This is a genomic window from Paenibacillus sp. S-38 (assembly GCF_049942825.1).
Classification (GTDB): Bacteria; Bacillota; Bacilli; order Paenibacillales; family NBRC-103111; genus Paenibacillus_G.
Genome location: NZ_CP187970.1, coordinates 5,510,273 through 5,524,478, shown reverse-complemented (window position 1 = coordinate 5,524,478; position 14,206 = coordinate 5,510,273). Strand labels below are relative to the sequence as shown.

The window sequence follows — 14,206 nt, the reverse complement described above, 5'->3', positions numbered from 1 at the left end:
ATGATGCCAGAGGTGAGTTCAGATGCAGGAAAAACCGTATTTTTGCCCGAACTGCCGGTCCAACCGGGTCAAATTCAGCGTCATCTCCAGTATTGCGCAGCCCTTCCTGAAGGATGCCGTTACCGGGGCTCTGACGGAAATGGGGGAGCAGGAGCCTCTGGCGGATATGGAGCCTACGATTCAGTGTCTGGTCTGCAGCTTCAGCGCCAATGAACTGCGGTTTATCAAGCAGGCGGAGCGCGAACCCCGCGCAGGACAGGCTCTTCCGCCATCCTATCAGTAAGATCAAAGGAATATCCAAGCTAACTCCGGCCAGGCAGCTGTACATTTCTTTTTGGGAATGCACGGCTGTTTTTTTGTCGTTTTCTCTTGTCGCTTAGGGGGGAATAAGCTTTCTTTTTGTTAGTAATAAAAAAGATATATCAAAACCTTCACATAAAAATTAAGGAAACCTCCAGAAAAAAGTGGTACAATGAGTAAGGTTTGCGTCTGCGGACAAGCTAAGCTTCGGCAGGCGGACTGTGTAGATGGGCAGGTTTCCTTCACCGTTGGGACCGATTCCATAGAGCAAGTCATTACCGATAGGAGGATTTTGCTAAATGAATATCCATGAGTATCAAGGCAAAGCAGTACTCAAGCAGTATGGGGTTGCCGTACCGGAAGGTAAAGTCGCGTTTTCGGTGGATGAAGCCGTAGAAGCGGCGAAAGCCCTCGGCACTCCCGTTGTTGTGGTGAAAGCGCAGATTCATGCCGGCGGACGCGGTAAAGCGGGCGGCGTCAAAGTTGCCAAGAACCTCGATGAAGTTCGTACATATGCCAGCGAAATCCTGGGCAAAGTCCTCGTCACGCACCAGACAGGTCCGGAAGGCAAGGAAGTTAAGCGTCTGCTGATCGAGCAGGGCTGTGATATCAAAAAAGAATACTATATCGGCCTCGTGGTTGACCGTGGTACGGGCCGTGTAGTTATGATGGCATCCGAAGAGGGCGGCACGGAGATCGAAGAGGTAGCCGAGCATTCCCCTGAGAAAATCTTCAAAGAAGTGATCGATCCGGCCATCGGCCTGCAGGCTTTCCAGGCTCGCAAGCTGGCCTACAGCATCAATATCCCTGCCGAACTCGTGAACAAGGCAGTGAAGTTCATGACGGCTCTCTATACGGCATTCGTTGAGAAGGACTGCTCCATCGCCGAGATCAACCCGCTGGTTGTTACGGGCGACGGCAACGTTATGGCACTGGATGCGAAGCTGAACTTCGACTCCAACGCCCTGTTCCGCCACAAGGACATCCTCGAGCTCCGCGACCTTGAAGAGGAAGACGAGAAGGAAATCGAAGCTTCCAAGTTCGACCTGAGCTACATCGCCCTCGACGGCAACATTGGCTGCATGGTTAACGGTGCGGGCCTCGCGATGGCTACGATGGATATCATCAAGTACTACGGCGGCGACCCTGCCAACTTCCTGGACGTAGGGGGCGGTGCGACGACGGAGAAGGTAACCGAAGCGTTCAAGATCATCCTGTCCGACCCGAAAGTAAAAGGCATCTTCATCAACATCTTCGGCGGCATCATGAAGTGTGACGTGATCGCCAACGGTGTGGTGGAAGCGGCCAAGCAGGTAGGTCTCGACCGTCCGCTCGTCGTGCGCCTCGAAGGTACGAACGTAGAGCTCGGCAAGAAGATTCTTGCGGAGTCCGGCATCAACATCGTTGCAGCTGATTCCATGGCTGACGGCGCACAAAAGATCGTTTCGCTCGTGAAGTAATCCGGAAGTTCTTTTCCGAAGCGGGTTTGTCGGTAGAACTCTTCAAAATAATCAGGGGATGTGAACAATCAACATGTCTATTTTGGTTGATAAAAATACAAAAGTGATCACGCAGGGTATCACAGGTTCCGTGGGCATGTTCCATACGAAGGGCGGCCTGGACTACGGTACGCAAATGGTCGGCGGGGTTACGCCGGGCAAAGGCGGCACGAAGATCGACATTCAGCTCGAGAATGGCGAAACGGCTTCCCTTCCGGTATTCAACACCGTTGTAGAAGCAAAAAAAGCCACGGGCGCAACCGTATCGGTTATCTATGTACCGCCGGCATTCGCTGCCGATGCGATCATGGAAGCCGTTGACGCGGAAATGGATCTGGCGATCTGCATCACCGAAGGTATCCCGGTGCTTGACATGGTCAAAGTAAGCCGTTACATGGAAGGCAAGAAGACCCGCCTGATCGGTCCGAACTGCCCAGGCGTTATCACACCGGGCGAGTGCAAGATCGGCATCATGCCGGGCTACATCCACACGCCGGGTCATGTCGGCGTTGTTTCCCGCTCCGGCACACTCACGTACGAAGCGGTTCACCAGCTGACTACGCGCAACATCGGCCAATCGTCCGCAGTCGGTATCGGCGGTGACCCGGTGAAGGGCTCCGAGTTCATCGACATCCTCAAGCTGTTCAATGAAGATCCGGACACCTACGCGGTCATCATGATCGGCGAAATCGGCGGTTCCGCCGAGGAAGAAGCGGCCGAGTGGATCGCAGCCAACATGACGAAGCCGGTTGTGGGCTTCATCGGCGGCCAAACGGCGCCTCCAGGAAAGCGCATGGGCCATGCCGGCGCGATCATCTCCGGCGGTAAAGGTACGGCTGCGGAGAAAGTGGCTACGATGGAACGCTGCGGTATCAAGGTAGCTCCTACGCCTTCCGAAATGGGCTCTACGCTCGTAAGCGTCCTTGAAGAAAAAGGCCTGCTCGAGAAGTGCATCACGAAGAAGTAAGACTTTGCTTGAAGAAGTAAGTTCTGCTGTATCCAAGTAAGCTGTACAGTGGGCGGTAAGCTTGGAATGACGTATCCGTTGCACAGGGATTATTGCTTCTCTGTGCAAAGGTGTGCGTATTCCATGTTGTACTGCGCAATAAAGCTGCAGCATGGTATAGCATAGCCGTAAGGACAGATCACGCCTGCGCATCATAGGCGTCTCCTCCTTATTCCATAAGCCTCACCGATGGGCAAGAAGCCCCTCCATTTCCGTGATTACGCGGAAGGAGGGGCTTTTTGTTTTTTCGCTGACAAGGCCCCGAGAGGGGCGAAAGTTGTTTCTACTTAAAGGAGGATATATACTAGATGAACAACCGCGACATCCTGATCGCCCTGCACCATATGCCGGGCGTCGGTTCCCGAACCATTGAGCTCGTACTCCAGCACGTTCCGGATTTCGCCGGAATGACGGTCCGGGATCTGCAGCACCTCACGATTCCCGGCCTGACGCCGGCCCGTGCAGCCGCCCTGTCCAAAGGGTGGGCGGGGCTCAGCGCCGAGCTGATGGAGGAGAGGACGGATTCCTACCGGGAGAAGGGAATCAGCTGCATTACCCGCTGGGACGAGGAGTATCCTGAGCTCCTGCGGGAGATGCCGGATGCCCCCTGGGTATTGTATGCCCGCGGGGATGTGCTCCTGCTGAAGCGCGACTGCATCGCAATGGTGGGCACCCGAACGCCGACGGCCTACGGCCGGGCGGCCGCCGAAGGGCTCAGCGAAGGGCTGTCGGCAGCCGGATTCTGCGTGGTCAGCGGCATGGCCCGGGGAATCGACTCCTGCGCTCATCTCGGTGCGCTGAAGGCGCAGGGCGGCACGATTGCCGTACTGGGCTGCGCGATCGACGAGATATACCCGCCCGAGAACAAGGGGCTGTATTACCGGATGGCCGAGCACGCGCTGCTGGTGTCGGAGTATCCGGTGGGAACGAAGTCCCATCCGGGCTTGTTCCCGCAGCGCAACCGCATTATCGCCGGGCTCAGCCTCGGTGTGGTTGTCGTGGAGGCCGCCCTGCGCAGCGGATCGCTGATCACGGCGGACCAGGCGCTCGAAGCGTCCAGGGACGTATTCGCGGTTCCCGGGCCCATCTCTTCGCCGAAGAGCCAGGGCACGCTGTCCCTGCTGAAGCAGGGAGCCAAGCTGGTAAGCAGCGCGGAGGACATTGTCGAGGAGTATGCGGACCGGATATCTTTTCCTTCTTCGGCATACATTATCGGTACGGGGGGGACCCTGCCGGAGCTGGAGCCGGATGAGAGTCGGATCTGCGATCTGCTGCTCGATCGTCCGATGAATGTGGATGAGCTGCTGGCGGCAAGCGGATTTACGTTTGGACATTTGCATTCAGTTTTGATAAATTTACTAATGATGCGGCGAATCGCCGAGCTGCCCGGGGCCGTCTACACTGTGCCCTGATCATCATACATTTTTTTTGTCGAAAGGGGATGGACACCTATGGCCGATTCGTTAGTCATTGTGGAGTCACCCGCAAAAGCCAAAACCATATCCAAATATCTTGGCAGCAAATATATCGTAAAAGCGTCGATGGGCCATATACGAGATCTGCCCAAAAGCCAAATCGGGGTCGAAGTAAAGAAGAATTTTGAACCGAAATATATTACGATTCGCGGCAAAGGTTCCGTACTCAAAGAACTGAAGGATGCCAGCAAGCGCGTCAAAAAAGTATATCTGGCGGCGGACCCGGATCGCGAAGGTGAAGCGATCGCCTGGCATCTGGCGCACTATCTCGAGCTGTCCGATCAGGATGCATGCCGTGTGGTGTTCAATGAGATCACGAAGCAGGCCGTCAAGGATGCGTTCAAGACACCGCGCAAGATCAATCAGGACCTGGTCAACGCCCAGCAGGCCCGGCGGATTCTCGACCGGCTTGTAGGCTACAAGATCTCGCCGCTGCTGTGGAAGAAGGTCAAGAAGGGCCTGTCGGCCGGACGCGTCCAGTCCGTAGCGGTCAAGCTGATCTACGACCGGGAGAACGAGATCAAGGCGTTCGAACCGGAAGAGTACTGGACGATCACAGCGAAGCTGGCCGCGGACAAATCCGAGTTCGAAGCGAAATTCTACAGCGTCAACGGCGAGAAGAAGGAACTGAAAAGCCAAAGCGAGGTCAACGAAGTGCTGGCGTTGCTTGGCGGATCCGATTTTGTTGTAAGCGAAGTCAAAGAGAAAGAGCGCCTGCGCAACCCATCGCCTCCGTTCATTACGAGCTCCCTGCAGCAGGAGGCGGCGCGCAAGCTGAACTTCCGTGCGGCGAAGACCATGTCCGTAGCGCAGCAATTATATGAAGGAATTGATCTGGGCAGCGAGGGAACGGTCGGTCTCATCACGTATATGCGTACGGATTCCACACGGATCTCGCCTGTAGCCCAGGAAGAAGCCAAGGAATACATTACTGGCAAATACGGGGAATCCTACTACCCGGCGGAACCGCGCAATTACGTCAAGAAGAATGCGAATGCGCAGGATGCGCACGAAGCGATCCGTCCGAGCTCGGTGCTGAGGGAGCCGGAGTCGATCAAGGCCCACCTGAGCCGAGATCAGTTCCGTCTCTACAAGCTGGTGTGGGAGAGATTCGTAGCTTCCCAGATGGCGTCGGCCGTTCTCGATACGATGACTGTGGATCTCCATGCCGGTCCGGTCGTGTTCCGGGCGGTAGGCTCCAAGATCAAATTCCACGGGTTCATGAAGGTCTACGTGGAGAGCAGCGACGAGGGGACTGCCGATGCGGGCGAGGACGACAAGTTCCTGCCTCCTCTGAAGCAGGGGGACCAAGCGAAGCCTCAGGCGATCGATCCGAAGCAGCACTTCACCCAGCCGCCGCCGAGGTACACTGAAGCACGGCTCGTCAAAGCGCTCGAGGAGATGGGGATCGGCCGTCCGAGTACCTATGCACCGACGCTGGAGACGATCCAGAAGCGCGGATACGTTGCGATCGAGGAGAAGAAGTTCATCCCGACGGAGCTGGGAGAGCTGGTCATCCAGCAGATGATCGAGTTCTTCCCGGAGATCCTCGACGTGGAGTTCACGGCCCACATGGAAGAGGGACTGGACCACATCGAAGAAGGCAAGGAAGACTGGGTCCGGGTGCTCAGCGAATTCTACGATTCGTTCGAGAAGCGGCTTGAGGTAGCGGAAGAAGAGATGGAGAAGATTGAGATCCAGGACGAAGTGTCCGATGAGATCTGCGAGAAGTGCGGGAACCATTTTGTATACAAAATGGGGCGCTTCGGCAAATTCCTGGCCTGCTCGGGCTTCCCGGACTGCCGCAATACGAAGCCGATCGTGAAAGACACCGGTGTGACGTGTCCAAGCTGCCATGAAGGGAAAATCATCGAACGGCGCAGCAAGAAAGGCCGTATCTTCTACGGCTGCGACCGGTATCCGGCCTGTGAGTTCGTCTCGTGGGATAAGCCGGTCGAGCAGCCTTGCCCGAAATGCGGCGCCCTGCTCGTCGAGAAGAGGAACAAGTCCGGAACGTTCATCCAATGCGTCTCGTGCGACTTTAAGGAAGAAGCCAAGGATGATGACCGGGAGGATTAACGGGCCCTCCAAGGGGAGCGAGAGCTCCCTTTGGGGCCTTCGTCATGTCAGCAAGGCCTTAGGAAGTTAAGGGAACCTGCTGTGCAAGTAAGATAGCATCCATACCATCCATGGTTTTCACCCTATCCGAACCGTTCCCGCCATTAACAGGAACTCTCCCGCTGCGGCGGAGGGGCAAATTTAGGAGGAAGCAAGTTGACAGAAATGCAAAAAGTAACCGTCATCGGCGCAGGACTCGCAGGAAGCGAAGCTGCATGGCAGATCGCATCCCAGGGAGTGCCCGTCGTACTATATGAAATGCGTCCGGTCAAAAAGACGCCGGCCCACATCTCCGACCAATTCGCAGAGCTCGTATGCAGCAACTCGCTGCGGGCCAACGGCCTGACCAATGCGGTCGGCGTATTAAAGGAAGAGATGCGGATCCTGAACTCCCTGATTCTGCGTGCGGCGGACAAGCATGCCGTACCGGCCGGCGGAGCATTGGCCGTGGACCGGGACAACTTCTCGGGCGAAGTGACGTCTCTGCTGCGCAACCACCCGCTGATCGAGGTGCGCAATGAGGAGCTGGAGAGGCTGCCCGAAGGCATCACGGTCGTCGCCACGGGCCCGCTGACCTCGCCGTCGCTGTCCCAGCATCTGCAGGAGCTGACAGGGGAGGACTACCTGTATTTCTATGATGCGGCCGCACCGATCGTGGAAAAGGATTCCATCGACATGAGCAAGGTGTACCTTGCCTCCCGTTATGACAAGGGCGAGGCGGCCTACCTGAACTGCCCGATGACCGAAGAGGAGTTCAACGTCTTCTATGAGGCGCTGATCAGTGCGGAGACGGCGCCGATCAAGGAATTCGAGAAGGAAGTCTATTTCGAGGGCTGTATGCCGATCGAAGTTATGGCTTCCCGCGGCCGGCAGACGTGCCTGTTCGGTCCGATGAAGCCGGTGGGGCTGATCAACCCGCACACCGGTGAACTTCCTTATGCGGTCGTCCAGCTCCGTCAGGACAACGCGGCAGGAACGCTCTATAACCTGGTCGGATTCCAGACTCACCTGAAGTGGGGCGAGCAGAAGCGCGTATTCTCCCTCATCCCGGGACTCGAGAATGCCGAGTTTGTCCGCTACGGTGTCATGCACCGCAACACGTTCATCAACTCGCCGAAGCTGCTTCGGCCGACCTACCAGTTCCGCACCCGCGACAACCTCTTCTTCGCCGGCCAGATGACCGGGGTGGAAGGCTACGTGGAATCGGCCGCCTCAGGCCTCATCGCCGGATTGAACGCCGCACGCTTCGCCAAAGGGGAGGAGCTCTTCGTTCTCCCGCCGGATACCGCACTTGGCAGCATGGCGCAGTATATCACCACGGCGGACTTTAACCACTTCCAGCCGATGAATGCGAACTTCGGTTTGTTCCCGCCGCTGGAGGAGCGGATCCGTAACAAGAAGCTCAAGAATGAGAAAATCGCGGAGCGTGCAATTGCGAAAATTCAGAATTTTGTTCAAAACCTAGACAATTCGGCTTGTAAATAAAACTTGACCTATGTTACGATAGTCCCGTCTGTATTATGAATCGGCTGCCCGTGGGCAGTGTTCCTAAGAAGAAACTAAGCTCTGTAGCTTAGTTTCTGTCTTGAATTGAAACGCCGGGGATGATTCTCCGTAGAAGAAAGAGTTCGGTTCAGCCAGGCATTCATTCAAGACTGCACCCGTCCATTGAGACGCAGAACGGAACGTATGGAAATGTACATAGCTTTAAGTCAGCCCAATTGGAGGAGAATCCGGTCTATGGAACAAACCTTTCATGCGACGACCATCTTCGCCATCCGGCACCAGGGTAAAGGCGCGATTGCCGGAGACGGCCAGGTCACCTTCGGCAATTCGATGGTGATGAAGAGCCAGGCCAAGAAGGTCAGAAGATTATACCGCGGCAATGTGATCGCCGGATTCGCGGGATCGGTGGCGGATGCCATCACCCTGTTCGAGAAGTTCGAGGCGAAGCTGGAGGAGCACCATGGCAATCTGCAGCGTGCGGCTGTGGAGCTTACGAAGGACTGGAGGCAGGACCGGGTCCTGCGCCGTCTGGAGGCAATGATGATTGTGATGGACCGCAGCGGTCTGCTGCTGCTATCCGGCAACGGTGAGATCATCGAGCCTGATGACGGTATTCTTGCCATCGGCTCGGGTGGAAGCTTTGCGCTGGCTGCCGGGAGAGCGCTTCACCGGTACGCACCGGAGATGAGTGCCCGGGATATTGCGCACGCCTCGCTGACGATGGCCGCAGAGATTTGCGTATTCACGAATCACAATATTATAGTAGAAGAGATTGAATAATACACCACGGGTCATGTTAGTTTTGGTTAGAAGCAGGCCATCCTATACAGGGAGGTTCATAACGAGTGAAGCCATCAGCCTTAACCCCCAGACAAATCGTAGCCGAGCTTGACAAATATATCGTAGGCCAGAAGTCGGCCAAGAAATCCGTGGCTGTGGCACTTCGCAACCGTCACCGCCGCAGCCTCCTCGAGGAAGCGCTCCGCGATGAGATCGTGCCGAAGAACATCCTGATGATCGGACCGACCGGTGTCGGCAAAACCGAAATCGCTCGCCGTCTGGCCAAACTAGTCGGAGCCCCGTTCGTCAAGGTGGAAGCGACGAAGTTCACGGAGGTCGGCTATGTGGGCCGTGACGTGGAGTCCATGGTCCGCGATCTCGTGGAGACCTCTATCCGGATGGTCAAAGCAGAGAAGACCGAGGCGCTTAAGGACCGTGCGGAGCAGATGGTGATCGACCGCCTCGTCGTGATCCTCGCTCCAAGCCCCTCCAAGAACCGCGGCCAGCGCAACCCGCTTGAGATGCTGTTCGGGCAGCAGCAGGGCGGCAGCACAGCCCACAGCGAGCCGGATGACGCGGCGGATGCAGGTCTTGCGGCCAGACGCAGGGAAATCCGCGAGAAGCTGCTCCGCGGCGAGCTCGAAGGCGAAGTGATCGAGATTGAAGTCGAAGACAGCACCCCATCCATGTTCGATATGCTGGCTGGACAGGGGAACGAGCAGGCCGGCATGAACATGCAGGAGCTGTTCGGCTCCCTGATGCCGAAGCGGACCAAGAAGCGGAAGCTGCCGATCCGGGAAGCCCGTAAGGTGCTTCTGCAGGAAGAGGCCCAGAAGCTGCTCGATATGGACGAAGTGATTCAGGAGGCCGTGCGCCGTGCCGAGCAGGACGGGATTATTTTCATCGACGAGATCGATAAAATCGCCAGCTCCGCCCGGGGCAGCGGGCCGGATGTCTCCAGGGAAGGCGTACAGCGGGACATTCTGCCGATTGTCGAAGGCTCGACGATCATGACCAAATATGGACCGGTGAAGACCGACTATGTACTGTTTGTTGCTGCAGGCGCATTCCATATCGCCAAGCCATCCGACCTCATTCCGGAGCTGCAGGGACGCTTCCCGATCCGCGTGGAGCTGAGCTCGTTAACCCAGGAAGACTTCGTGCTGATTCTCAAGGAGCCGAAGAATGCCCTGACGAAGCAGTATACGGCGCTGCTGGAGACCGAGGGCATCCGGGTCGTATTCTCGGATGACGCGATCAACGAGATTGCCCGGATTGCCGCAGAGGTGAACGTGAATTCGGACAACATCGGGGCACGAAGACTTCATACCATCCTGGAGAAGCTGCTCGAGGATCTTTCCTTTGAGGCGCCGGATATTACGCTGGAGGAGATCGTCATCTCGCCGGAGTATGTCCGGGAGAAGCTGTCGGGCATCGTGCAGAACCGGGATTTAAGCCAGTATATTTTGTAATTGGAATGGTGGAGGCAGGAACATGACATTATTGATGAAGACCCGGAGGCTGAACAAACTGCTGCAAAAAGAAGCGGGTCACGCGGTCTCCTTTACGGATATGGCCTCGGTGCTCAGTGAGATTTCGCAAGCAGATATCTTTGTGATCAGCCGGAAAGGAAAGGTGCTGGGGAGCGCGTTTTCATCACAGGATGGCGATTTGTTAGCCCATACGTCCGTACTGCAGGAGAACCGGTTTCCGTCGGAGTATAATCAGCTGCTGCTGAAGGTGGATGAGACCTCCTCCAATCTCGCCGCGGGGAGCCCATACGACGTATTCGGAGATCATGCTGGCCATGAGTCCTTCTATATCACGATCGTTCCGGTGATAGGCGGGGGAGAACGTCTCGGTACTTTGGTCCTAACCAAACGGGGTGGCCAGTTTATTGACGACGATCTGATTATGGCGGAATATGGCTCGACCGTCGTGGCCATGGAGATTCTCCGCGAGAAAGCGGAGCGGATTGAGATCGAAGCCAGAGGCAAAGCGGTCGTTCAGGTGGCCGTCGGTTCCCTGTCCTTCAGCGAGCTGGAAGCGGTAGAACATATTTTCGAGCAGCTGGACGGGAATGAAGGCCTGCTCGTAGCAAGCAAAATTGCAGATCGCGTAGGCATTACCCGATCCGTTATTGTCAATGCGCTGCGTAAGCTGGAAAGCGCAGGCGTCATTGAAACTAGGTCTTTAGGCATGAAAGGGACCTATATCCGGGTCTTGAATGACCAGCTCATGACCGGAATTCAAAGCGTAAAGTCATAATATATGTGATGAATGACATAAGAAAACACCTTTCGACGCCCTATATGCGAATATAGGGCTTTTTTCTTATTGTAAAGTTTTCCAAAAATCTGCAATATAGAGGCTAGTCCTTAAATTCTACAAAATTCTCCCTTGAGTGCTATTAAGTTCAGTGAAAAAAATGTCGAATCAAAGAAGGATAAAAGAATGAGTTTGTTGAATACCTACGGGAGACTACGTAAGAGAAAGTGGGAGTGTGTCCATGAACATTCTGAATAAACCCGGATTTAATCTCCTGGAGCGCTCGCTGGATGCGGCAGCCCTGCGGCAGAAAGTGATCGCGGATAACGTGGCGAATGTAGATACACCGAATTTCAAACGTTCGGATGTTCGTTTTGAAGAACTGCTGCAGCAGGAGATGAACGGCGGAGGCCTTGTAGGGAAGCGGACCGATGCCAAGCATATACCGATCAACCAGACTTCTACGACGGCGGGAACGCCTCAGGTCGTGCAGGATACAGAGACTTTCATGAACAACAACCAGAACAACGTGGACATCGACTATGAGATGGCGCTGATGGCGAAGAACCAGCTCCGCTACAATGTGATGGTCCAGCAGGTGAACGGCGAGATCAAGAAACTCAGAACAGCCATTGGCGGGAGGTAATGCTAGATGAAACTGACGAACGGCTTTGATATCAGCGCTTCGGCGCTAACCGCACAGCGTTTCCGGATGGACGTGATCTCCTCGAACATCGCCAACGCGGATTCGACACGCGCCCGGATGGTGGACGGCAAGTGGGTTCCCTACCAGCGGAAGATGGTAGCGATGGAGCCGAAGATGAGCTTCGCCCAGACGCTCCAGGGAGCCATGGGCGGTACGCAGAATGCACGGACCGGCGAAGGTGTACGAGTATCGAAGGTTGTCGAAGATCAGACGCCTTTCAAGCAGGTATACGACCCATCGCATCCCGATGCGGACGCGAACGGATTTGTGATGCTTCCCAATGTGGATATTGCCAAAGAGATGGTCGATATGATCTCAGCCACGCGCTCGTATGAAGCGAACGTAACGGCACTGAATGCATCCAAATCTTTAATTGGAAAAGCGCTTGAAATCGGAAGATAAAAAACCTAGTATAAAGGAGCTCTAAGCCATGATTAATAAAGTAGGCCTTCAGCCGCAAGCCGTCGTAAACGCCGTACAGCCGAAGAATACGACAGCAAGTGCCTCGGAAGTGAGCAATCAGTTCGGTAAGTTCCTGAGCAGCGCGATCGACAACCTGAACCAGGATCAAGCGAATGTGGATAAGCTCAATACGCAGTTTGTCAAAGGAGACATTACGGATGTGCATCAGGTCATGATCGCCTCCGAGAAAGCTTCCCTCGGTCTGGAGCTGACCGTGCAAGTGCGTAACAAGGTGATTGAAGCTTACCAGGAAATCATGAGAATGCAGGTATAAAGGGCGGGATGATCCGGCCTGATTGCAATTATCGCCAGTGTGATGATCGTCATAGGGTCGGCCCGGACTTTTCAGTTATAGTTTCTAAGAAAGCTTCGCCCGGTTAATGAGTCCGTTCCAAGCAAGGAACCAGGTCATTGAAGCCTTCCAGGACATCATGCGGATGCAGGTTAGATGATTACGATCCTTTAGGGAAAATGGGGTGAAACGGTGAACGAGAATTTACTCCAAGCTTGGAGCCGAACGAAACAGTATTGGAGCCAGTTCAGCAAGATGCAGAAGACAACCATCATTGCGACGGTGATGATCGTTCTGCTGAGCCTTGGTCTCATCAGTTATAACTTCTCGAAGACGGAATACTCGCTGGCTTACACGAATCTGCAGCCAAGCGATGCCGCTGCGATTAAAGGCTACCTCGACGGAGCGAAGATTCCGTATCAGCTTAGTGAGGACGGCAAGAGTATAGGAGTTCCCCGGAGCGAGGTAGCGAGCGTGAAGCTGGCGATCGAGTCCCAGGGACTGAACAAGAACGGGAATGTGGGCTACGGCGCGTTCAGCGAGAGTTCCACATTCGGTACGACCGACCAAGAGTTCAACGTGAAGTACTTGAACGCCGTGCAGGGAGAGCTTCAGCAGCTCATTAATTCCAACCAGGCGATTGCGAACTCGAAGGTTCTGATCTCGATGCCGGAGAAGGAAGTGTTCCTCCGTGCAGGAGAAGAGCAGGAGAAGGCTACGGCATCCGTCGTACTCGATGTGAAGCCGGGCTATCAGCTTGACCAGGCGAAGGTTGACACGCTGTATAATCTCGTGTCCCACAGTATCAAGGGACTTCCGGTAGAGAACATTACGATCTCGGACCAGAACGGAGATCTGCTCGAGTATTCCAAAGGCCAGAACAAGACGGCCGGCGCTTCGAACCTGGCGCTGCAGCAGTTTGAGATCAACAACGAGTTCAAGAATGATGTACAGAAGAACGTTCAGCAGATGCTCGGTTCGATTTTTGGCAAGGACAAGGTTATCGTAAGTGTCTTCTCGACGATGAACTTCGACCAGAAGAGTTCGCATAACCAGCTGGTGACGGCACCGAATCAAGCCGACCAGAAGGGTCTTGAGATTTCGACGCAGGAAATTCAGAAGAACTCCAAGAACAGCGGTGGCGCCGCAGGCGGCGTAGCCGGTACAGGGGAGACGGATGTTCCGGGATACACGGGCTCGTCGACCAGCGGGAATGCCGAATCGGAAGAGCTTCAGCGTACCGTGAACTATGAAGTGAACCGGATTACGGAAGAGATCGTATCGACTCCGTATGTGGTGAAGGACCTGACGATCAACGTCGGCGTAGAGCCGCCGGATCCGGCTGACCCTAATTCGCTCAGCGATGAGACGATGACTGAAGTCAGAACGATTCTGCAGAACGTCGTGCGTGCGGCGCTTGCCGATAACGGACAGACGATCTCGGATGAAGATCTGGCGAAGAAAGTGACGGTAGTTAAACACACGTTCGCTAAAACGAATAATACGGCAGGCACGGATACGAACACAATGCTGCTCTATGGCGGCCTTGGCGGTCTGGCGCTGGCCCTGGTAGCTGTCGGTGCATTCTTCCTGATGCGCAAGCGTAAGAAGGCTGATACAGTAGAAGAAGAAATGATCGTGAACGATGCAGCGGCAGCGCGCGTAGAGTTCCCGACGATCGATATGGAAACCAATAATGAGAACCAGGTGCGCAAGCAGCTCGAACAGCTGGCGAAGAAGAAGCCGGAAGAGTTCGTGAACCTGCTCCGTACATGGTTAGCAGAAGAATAGAGG

Annotated in this window: 14 protein-coding genes; all 14 read left to right on the top strand. The window is 55.2% G+C overall.

Annotation, left to right across the window (positions count from 1 at the left end; translation table 11 throughout):
- Positions 1-22: 22 nt before the first annotated feature.
- Positions 23-283 (top strand): hypothetical protein, encoded by a 261-nt coding sequence (locus tag ACP26L_RS24255; RefSeq protein ID WP_426447127.1) that lies wholly within the window; start codon positions 23-25, stop codon positions 281-283.
- Between the two features lie 316 nt (positions 284-599).
- Positions 600-1,760, top strand: coding sequence for an ADP-forming succinate--CoA ligase subunit beta (sucC, locus tag ACP26L_RS24250; RefSeq protein WP_426447125.1), 1,161 nt, complete (start codon positions 600-602; stop codon positions 1,758-1,760).
- Positions 1,761-1,833: 73 nt separating this feature from the next.
- The gene (sucD, locus tag ACP26L_RS24245; protein WP_426447123.1) at positions 1,834-2,766 is read left to right on the top strand and encodes a succinate--CoA ligase subunit alpha; all 933 of its coding nucleotides are present in this window, start codon (positions 1,834-1,836) and stop codon (positions 2,764-2,766) included.
- A 347-nt stretch (positions 2,767-3,113) separates the two neighbouring features.
- On the top strand, positions 3,114-4,217 hold the full coding sequence (gene dprA / locus ACP26L_RS24240; RefSeq protein WP_426447121.1) for a DNA-processing protein DprA: 1,104 nt from the start codon (positions 3,114-3,116) through the stop codon (positions 4,215-4,217).
- A 39-nt stretch (positions 4,218-4,256) separates the two neighbouring features.
- On the top strand, positions 4,257-6,359 hold the full coding sequence (gene topA / locus ACP26L_RS24235) for a type I DNA topoisomerase (RefSeq protein WP_426447119.1): 2,103 nt from the start codon (positions 4,257-4,259) through the stop codon (positions 6,357-6,359).
- A gap of 195 nt (positions 6,360-6,554) precedes the next feature.
- Positions 6,555-7,883, top strand: coding sequence for an FADH(2)-oxidizing methylenetetrahydrofolate--tRNA-(uracil(54)-C(5))-methyltransferase TrmFO (gene trmFO / locus ACP26L_RS24230; protein WP_426447117.1), 1,329 nt, complete (start codon positions 6,555-6,557; stop codon positions 7,881-7,883).
- Between the two features lie 255 nt (positions 7,884-8,138).
- Positions 8,139-8,684 (top strand): ATP-dependent protease subunit HslV, encoded by a 546-nt coding sequence (gene hslV / locus ACP26L_RS24225; RefSeq protein ID WP_426447115.1) that lies wholly within the window; start codon positions 8,139-8,141, stop codon positions 8,682-8,684.
- Between the two features lie 65 nt (positions 8,685-8,749).
- Positions 8,750-10,156 (top strand): ATP-dependent protease ATPase subunit HslU, encoded by a 1,407-nt coding sequence (gene hslU, locus ACP26L_RS24220; protein WP_426447113.1) that lies wholly within the window; start codon positions 8,750-8,752, stop codon positions 10,154-10,156.
- 22 nt (positions 10,157-10,178) lie between these two features.
- Positions 10,179-10,952 carry a GTP-sensing pleiotropic transcriptional regulator CodY gene (codY, locus tag ACP26L_RS24215; protein WP_426447111.1) on the top strand — a complete coding sequence of 258 codons (774 nt, stop codon included), beginning with the start codon at positions 10,179-10,181 and terminating at the stop codon, positions 10,950-10,952.
- 241 nt (positions 10,953-11,193) lie between these two features.
- Positions 11,194-11,598, top strand: coding sequence for a flagellar basal body rod protein FlgB (gene flgB / locus ACP26L_RS24210; RefSeq protein ID WP_426447110.1), 405 nt, complete (start codon positions 11,194-11,196; stop codon positions 11,596-11,598).
- A 6-nt stretch (positions 11,599-11,604) separates the two neighbouring features.
- Entirely contained in the window at positions 11,605-12,060 is a 456-nt protein-coding gene (gene flgC / locus ACP26L_RS24205) for a flagellar basal body rod protein FlgC (RefSeq protein ID WP_426447108.1), read from the top strand.
- Between the two features lie 28 nt (positions 12,061-12,088).
- The gene (gene fliE / locus ACP26L_RS24200) at positions 12,089-12,394 is read left to right on the top strand and encodes a flagellar hook-basal body complex protein FliE (protein ID WP_426447106.1); all 306 of its coding nucleotides are present in this window, start codon (positions 12,089-12,091) and stop codon (positions 12,392-12,394) included.
- A gap of 106 nt (positions 12,395-12,500) precedes the next feature.
- Complete coding sequence (locus ACP26L_RS24195; protein ID WP_426455071.1) at positions 12,501-12,572, top strand: flagellar hook-basal body complex protein FliE; 72 nt, start codon at positions 12,501-12,503, stop codon at positions 12,570-12,572.
- 32 nt (positions 12,573-12,604) lie between these two features.
- Positions 12,605-14,203, top strand: a complete 1,599-nt coding sequence (gene fliF, locus ACP26L_RS24190; protein WP_426447104.1) for a flagellar basal-body MS-ring/collar protein FliF — start codon at positions 12,605-12,607, stop codon at positions 14,201-14,203.
- Positions 14,204-14,206: the final 3 nt, after the last annotated feature.

Coding starts and splice junctions, on each gene's coding strand:
- ACP26L_RS24255 (WP_426447127.1), top strand. CDS start 23: ATGCAGGAAAAACCGTATTTTTGCCCGAACTGCCGGTCCAACCGGGTC.
- flgB (WP_426447110.1), top strand. CDS start 11,194: ATGAACATTCTGAATAAACCCGGATTTAATCTCCTGGAGCGCTCGCTG.
- fliE (WP_426447106.1), top strand. CDS start 12,089: ATGATTAATAAAGTAGGCCTTCAGCCGCAAGCCGTCGTAAACGCCGTA.
- codY (WP_426447111.1), top strand. CDS start 10,179: ATGACATTATTGATGAAGACCCGGAGGCTGAACAAACTGCTGCAAAAA.
- sucD (WP_426447123.1), top strand. CDS start 1,834: ATGTCTATTTTGGTTGATAAAAATACAAAAGTGATCACGCAGGGTATC.
- hslV (WP_426447115.1), top strand. CDS start 8,139: ATGGAACAAACCTTTCATGCGACGACCATCTTCGCCATCCGGCACCAG.
- topA (WP_426447119.1), top strand. CDS start 4,257: ATGGCCGATTCGTTAGTCATTGTGGAGTCACCCGCAAAAGCCAAAACC.
- flgC (WP_426447108.1), top strand. CDS start 11,605: ATGAAACTGACGAACGGCTTTGATATCAGCGCTTCGGCGCTAACCGCA.
- sucC (WP_426447125.1), top strand. CDS start 600: ATGAATATCCATGAGTATCAAGGCAAAGCAGTACTCAAGCAGTATGGG.
- dprA (WP_426447121.1), top strand. CDS start 3,114: ATGAACAACCGCGACATCCTGATCGCCCTGCACCATATGCCGGGCGTC.